Origin of the sequence: Streptomyces sp. NPDC001941 (assembly GCF_040296945.1) — a bacterium.
Lineage (GTDB): Bacteria > Actinomycetota > Actinomycetes > Streptomycetales > Streptomycetaceae > Streptomyces.
This window is the reverse complement of the sequence record NZ_JBEOYE010000047.1, coordinates 66,625-73,106: the sequence shown is the minus strand read 5'-3', so window position 1 is coordinate 73,106 and position 6,482 is coordinate 66,625. Positions and strand designations below refer to the sequence as shown.

At 73.5% G+C, this 6,482-nt stretch carries 3 protein-coding genes; all 3 read left to right on the top strand.

Going from position 1 to position 6,482, the window contains the following annotated elements; genetic code table 11:
• Nucleotides 1–151 precede the first annotated feature (151 nt).
• The 3 genes from pulA to ABT160_RS27970 all read left to right on the top strand — a co-directional run bounded on the left by pulA (nucleotide 152) and on the right by ABT160_RS27970 (nucleotide 6,460).
• Complete coding sequence (gene pulA / locus ABT160_RS27980; RefSeq protein ID WP_351650609.1) at nucleotides 152–5,302, top strand: pullulanase-type alpha-1,6-glucosidase; 5,151 nt, start codon at nucleotides 152–154, stop codon at nucleotides 5,300–5,302.
• Between the two features lie 127 nt (nucleotides 5,303–5,429).
• Entirely contained in the window at nucleotides 5,430–5,816 is a 387-nt protein-coding gene (locus ABT160_RS27975; protein WP_351650604.1) for a VOC family protein, read from the top strand.
• A complete protein-coding gene (locus tag ABT160_RS27970) occupies nucleotides 5,813–6,460 on the top strand; it encodes a TetR/AcrR family transcriptional regulator (protein WP_351650603.1) in 648 nt (215 codons plus the stop codon). Before ABT160_RS27975 ends, ABT160_RS27970 begins: the two co-directional genes overlap by 4 nt.
• Nucleotides 6,461–6,482: the final 22 nt, after the last annotated feature.

Genomic DNA, 6,482 nt, shown 5'->3' with positions numbered 1-6,482 from the left:
TCCTGGAGGACGATGGGCTGGTGTTCTCTCGGCGCGGCAAGGGAACGTTCGTGTCCCTGGTGATCGGGAAGATGATGTCCGACCGCACCAGGCGGCCCCGCCCGCGCCCCCGTCCGACGCCCGGCTCGCCGCGCAGCCCGCGCGGCACGACCTGACCCGGGAGCAGTTCTACTTCGTGCTCCCCGACCGGTTCGCCAACGGCACCACCGCCAACGACCGCGGCGGCTACGCCGGGGCGCGCGACAAGACCGGCTTCGACCCCACCGACAAGGGCTTCTACCAGGGCGGTGACCTCAAGGGCCTGACCGGGAAGCTCGACTACATCAAGGGCCTGGGCACCACGGCCCTGTGGATGGCGCCCGTCTTCAAGAACAAGCCCGTCCAGGGCGACAGCGCCGGCTACCACGGCTACTGGATCACCGACTTCACCCAGGTCGACCCGCACTTCGGCACCAACGCCGACCTGGCCCGGCTGATCGACAAGGCGCACGCCAAGGGCATGAAGGTCTTCTTCGACGTCATCACCAACCACACCGCCGACGTGCTGAGCGGCGCCGAGTGCAGCACCTACCGGCCCAAGGGCGCCTACCCCTACCTGGACGCCGGGGGGCGGCCGTTCGACGACGCCCGGGGCACCCGGGGCAGGCGGATCGACGCGGACGCGTTCCCGTACACCCCGAAGGCCGCGCCCGGCGAGGCGGGCGCGAAGGTCCCGGCCTGGCTCAACGACCCGACGATGTACCACAACCGCGGCGACTCGACCTTCGCGGGCGAGAGCGGCCTCAACGGCGACCACAGCGGCCTCGACGACCTGTGGACCGAGCGGCCCGAGGTGGTGAAGGGCATGGAGGAGATCTACCAGCGCTGGGTGCGCGACTTCGACGTGGACGGCTTCCGCGTCGACACCGTGCGCAACGTCGACATGCCGTTCTGGACGCGGTGGGCCACCGCGCTGGACGCGTACGCCGCGAAGCGGGGGCGCGAGGACTTCTTCGTCTTCGGCGAGGTGTACTCCGCCGACCCGTCGGTCACCGCGCCGTACGTGACGCGGGGCCGCCTCGACGCGACCCTCGACTTCCCGCTCCAGGGCGCCGTGCGCGCGTACGCCTCCCAGGGCGCCCCGGCCTCCGCCCTCGCCCAGGTCCTGGCGCAGGACTACCGCTACACCACCGACAAGTCCAACGCCTACGAGCAGGTCGGCTTCCTCGGCAACCACGACATGGGCCGCATCGGCTCCTTCCTCGCCCAGGACCACCCCGGGGCGTCCGACGCCGAACTGCTGGCCCGCGACCGGCTCGCCAACGAGCTGATGTTCCTCTCGCGCGGCAACCCGGTCGTCTACTACGGCGACGAGCAGGGCTTCACCGGCGCGGGCGGCGACAAGGACGCCCGCCAGACGATGTTCGCCTCGCGCACCGCCGACTACCTCGACGACGACCAGATCGGCACGGATCGCACCCACGCCTCCGACGCCTTCGACACCGCGCACCCGCTCTACCGCTCCATCGCGGAGCTCTCCCGGCTGACGAAGCGTCACCCGGCCCTGCGCGACGGCGTCCAGGAGCAGCGGTACGCGGACGGACCGGTGTACGCCTCCGCCCGCACCGACGCCCGCGAGCGCCGCGAGTACCTGGTCGCCGTCAACAACGCCACCACCCCCGAGACCGTCGCCATCCTGGCCCGCAGCGCCACGTACGCGACCCTGTACGGCGGTTCGGGACGCGTGACCCGTACGGACGGGAAGGTCACCGTCACCGTGCCCGCCCTGTCCTCGCTGGTCCTGCGCGCCGACGCGCCGCTCGCCGTCCCCGCAGCCCGGCCCGGGATCACCCTCACGGCCCCGCCCGCCGGGGCCACCGGCACCGTCGAGGTGTCCGCGGACGTCAGCGGCGGCGGCCTCGACCGCGTCGTCTTCGCCGCCCAGAGCGGCAACGGCCCCTGGCAGGTCCTCGGCTCCGCCGACCACGCCCCCTACCGGGTCACCCAGCAGCTCCCCGCCACGCTCGCGGCCGGAACGCCCCTGCGCTACAAGGCGGTCGTCGTGGACGGCGCCGGGCGCACCGCGAGCGCCCTGGCCGCGACCACCGCGGGCGCCGTCCCGCCCCCGGGCAGGCCGAGCGCCGTGGACCGCAGCTACGCCGTGGTCCACTACAAGCGCGCGGACGGCGCCTACGACGGCTGGAAGCTCCGGGCCGAGGGCCGGGACGCCGAGTTCGCCGGACGTGACGCCTACGGCGCGTTCGCCTGGGTGAAGCTGCCCGACCACGCCGAGACCGTCACGTACACCGTCGAGAAGGACGGCGCCGCCGACGGACCGGCCCGCACCATCGCCCTGGCCAGGACCGGCCGGGTGTGGATCGAGCAGGGTCGCGACACCCAGCTGGAGCAGGCGCCCGAAGGGGCCTACCCGCCGCAGGACGCCACCAAGGCCGTGGTGCACTTCCGCCGCGCCGACGGCGCCTACGACGGCTGGGGACTGCACACCTGGACCGGCGCCAGGGAACCCACCGAGTGGACCAAGCCGGTGCGGCCCGTCGGCCAGGACGCCTTCGGCCTCACCTTCGAGGTCCCGCTCGCCCCGGGCGCGACCTCGCTCAGCTACATCGCGCACAAGGGCGACGAGAAGGACGTCCCCGCCGACCGCTCGCTGGACTTCGCCACCTACGGCAAGGAGGTCTGGCTGCTCGCGGGGGACGACGACTACCTCCTGCCGACGGTCGGTTCGGCGCCGGACCTCGACCTGAAGAAGGCCGAGGCGCAGTGGATCGACGCGGACACGGTCGTCTGGAAGGTCAACGCGAGCGCCGCGACCAGCCAGCAGCTCGTGTACGCGCCCGAGGGCGGGATCACCGTCGTCGACGGGGCCCTCAGTGACGAGGGCCAGTGGCTGCGCCTCACCCCGTCCGCCCTCACCGACGCCCAGAAAGCCGCCTACCCGCACCTCAAGGACCGTCCGGCCTTCCGGATCGACCCGCGCGACCGGGACAGGGCCGGGGAGGCGCTGCGCGGCCAGCTCGTCGCCACCCAGCGCGGCGCCAACGGCGCCCTGCTCGCCGCCACCGGGGTGCAGGTCCCCGGGGCGCTGGACGCCCTCTACGACGGCACGCGGGCGAAGCTCGGCCCGGTCTTCACCCGGGACGGGGTGACCCTCTCGGTGTGGGCGCCCACCGCCCGTACCGTCGCGCTCGACCTCGACGGCACCGCCGTGCCCATGCGGCGCGACGACGCCACCGGCGTCTGGTCGGTCACCGGACCGCGCTCCTGGGCGGGCAGGCCCTACCGCTACTCCGTGCGCGTCTGGGCGCCCGGAGTCGCCCGGATGGTCACCAACGAGGTGACCGACCCGTACGCTACGGCCCTCACCGCCGACTCCGCGCGCAGCCTGGTCGTCGACCTGGCGGACCCGGCCCTTGCGCCGCCCGGCTGGCGGGCGCTGCGCAAGCCGGCCGCCGTACCCCTGCGCAACGCGCAGATCCAGGAACTGCACGTGCGCGACTTCTCCATCGCGGACGCCACGGCCCGGAACAAGGGCGGCTACCTGGCCTTCACCGAACAGGGATCGGCCGGCATGCGGCACCTGAGGGAACTGGCCGGCGCGGGCACCTCGTACGTCCACCTGCTGCCGGTCTTCGACATCGCCACCATCCCGGAGAAGCGCTCCGACCAGGCCGTGCCCGACTGCGACCTGGCCTCCTTCCCCGCCGACTCCGAGGAGCAGCAGGCCTGCGTGGGCAGGGTCGCCGCCCGCGACGGCTTCAACTGGGGCTACGACCCGCTGCACTACACCGTCCCCGAGGGCTCCTACGCCTCCGACCCGGACGGCACCGCGCGCAACGTCGAGTTCCGCCGCATGGTCCAGGGCCTCAACGGCGCCGGGCTGCGCGTCGTCATGGACGTCGTCTACAACCACACCGCGGCGAGCGGGCAGGCCGCCACGTCCGTGCTCGACAGGATCGTGCCCGGCTACTACCAGCGGCTGCTCGACGACGGCACGGTGGCCACCTCCACCTGCTGCGCCAACACCGCTCCCGAACACGCCATGATGGGCAAGCTGGTGGTCGACTCCGTGGTGACCTGGGCGCGCCAGTACAAGGTCGACGGCTTCCGCTTCGACCTGATGGGCCACCACCCCAAGGCGAACATCCTGGCCGTGCGCCGGGCGCTGGACGCGCTGACGGTGGCGAAGGACGGCGTGGACGGCAAGGCGGTCGTGCTGTATGGCGAGGGCTGGGACTTCGGCGAGGTCGCGGGCGACGCCCGGTTCGTCCAGGCCACCCAGCGCAACATGGCCGGGACGGGCGTCGCGACGTTCTCCGACCGGGCCAGGGACGCGGTGCGCGGCGGCGGCCCGTTCGACGAGGACCCGGGCGTGCAGGGCTTCGCCTCCGGCCTGTTCACCGAGCCCAACTCCTCGAAGGCGAACGGTACTCCGGCCGAACAGCGGGCCCGTCTGCTGCACTACCAGGACCTGCTGAAGGTCGGTCTGTCCGGCAGCCTCGCCGACTACGCCTTCACCGACACCCGGGGCCGCGAGGTCAAGGGCTCCCAGGTGGACTACAACGGGTCGCCCGCCGGGTACGCCGCCGCCCCCGGGGACGCCCTGGCCTACGCGGACGCCCACGACAACGAGACGCTGTACGACGCGCTGGCCTTCAAGCTGCGGCCGACGGTGACCCCGGCGGGGCGCGCCCGGATGCAGGTCCTCGCCATGGCGACGGCGGCGCTCTCGCAGGGCCCGGCGCTCTCCCAGGCCGGGACGGACCTGCTGCGCTCGAAGTCGCTGGACCGCAACTCGTACGACAGCGGGGACTGGTTCAACGCCCTGCACTGGGACTGCCGCGACGGCAACGGCTTCGGGCGCGGCCTGCCCCCGGCCGCCGACAACCGCTCCAAGTGGCCTTACGCGAAGCCCCTGTTGACCAGCAGTGCCCTCACGGTGGGCTGCCCGGAGATCCAGGGGGCCTCGGCGGCCTACCGCGACCTGCTGCGGATCCGTACGACCGAGGGGGACTTCGGCCTGTCCACGGCCTCCGAGGTCCAGTCGCGGCTGTCCTTCCCGCTGTCGGGTACGGACGAGACGCCGGGCGTGGTCACCATGCGCCTGGGTGACCTGGTGGTGGTCTTCAACGCCACGCCCGGCAGCCAGGCGCAGCGGGTGCCGGGGGCGGCGGGGGAGCGGTACGCGCTCCACCCGGTGCAGGCGGGCGGCGCCGACGCGGTGGCCAGGACGGCCGCGTACGAGGCGGGTTCGGGCACCTTCACGGTGCCGGGCCGCACGGTCGCCGTGTTCAAGCGGGGCTGACGCCCCCGCGAGCACGCCGAGGGCCCCGCGCACGCGTGCGCGGGGCCCTTCCCATGACCCTTCCCATGATCGACACCCGCTGTTACGATCCGGACCGGACCGGATCGAAACATGGGGAGAACCGATCATGCGCGTCAAGGACTTCGACCACCTGGTGCTCAACGTGCGCGACGTCGAGCGCGCCCTCGCCTTCTACACCGGGCCCCTCGGCCTCGAACCCGTACGGGTCGAGGAGTGGCGCGACGGCAAGGTGCCCTTCCCCTCGGTGCGGATCAACGCGCACACCATCATCGACCTCTTCGACCGCCCGCGCGGCGAGTCCAACGTCGACCACATCTGCCTCGTCGTCGACCCGCTCGACTGGCAGGAGGTCGTCGACTCCGGCGTCTTCGACGTCGTCGAGGGCCCCGTCAGCCGCTTCGGCGCGCGCGGTTCGGCCCAGTCGGTCTACGTGCGCGACCCCGAGGGCAACACCGTCGAGCTGCGCTGGTACCCGCAGGACGCCGAGCGGTGACGGCCCCGGCGACCGGCCGCCCGCGCGACCCGGCCATCGACCTCGCGGTCCGCGCGGCCACCCTCGACGTCCTGCGCGAACAGGGCTACTCCGGCTTCGCCCTGGAGCGGGTCGCCGCGCTCGCGGGAACCACGAAGGCCGCCGTGCGCCGCCGCTGGCCGGTCCGCCAGGCGCTCGTCCTGGACGCGCTGGCCGCCGTGCTGGTCGTGCCGCCCGCCCCGGACAACGGCTGCACCCGCTGCGACCTCCAGCAGTGCGTGCGCCTCCTGGACCACGCCCTGCACCAGCAGCTCCCCCCGGGCGTCCTCGCCCCGCTCGTCGCCGACTGCGCGGGCGACCCCGAGCTGCACCGGCGGCTCCTCGACCAGCTCGTGGAGCCCAGCCGCCGCGCCGCCGCCGTCGCCGTCGAGCGCGCCGTGGCGCGCGGCGACCTGCTGCCGGACGTCCCCGCGCGCACACTCGTCGACGTCCTGGCCGCCACCGTCTACCAGCGCGCCCTCCTCGGCGGCGGTCCCGCCACCGAGGAGGAGGTGGTGTCCACGGTGGACCTGGTGCTGCGCGGCGCGGCCGTCGACTTCGACGAGCTCGTACGCATCAGCCGCGGCCCGGCCCACCTGAGGCACCCCCACGGCGCCCAGGCGTAGTGGTCACCTGGGGAAAGGCGCG

Bases quoted from the DNA above. Each gene is read 5' to 3' on its own strand.
- ABT160_RS27975 (WP_351650604.1), top strand. From the start codon at position 5,430: ATGCGCGTCAAGGACTTCGACCACCTGGTGCTCAACGTGCGCGACGTC.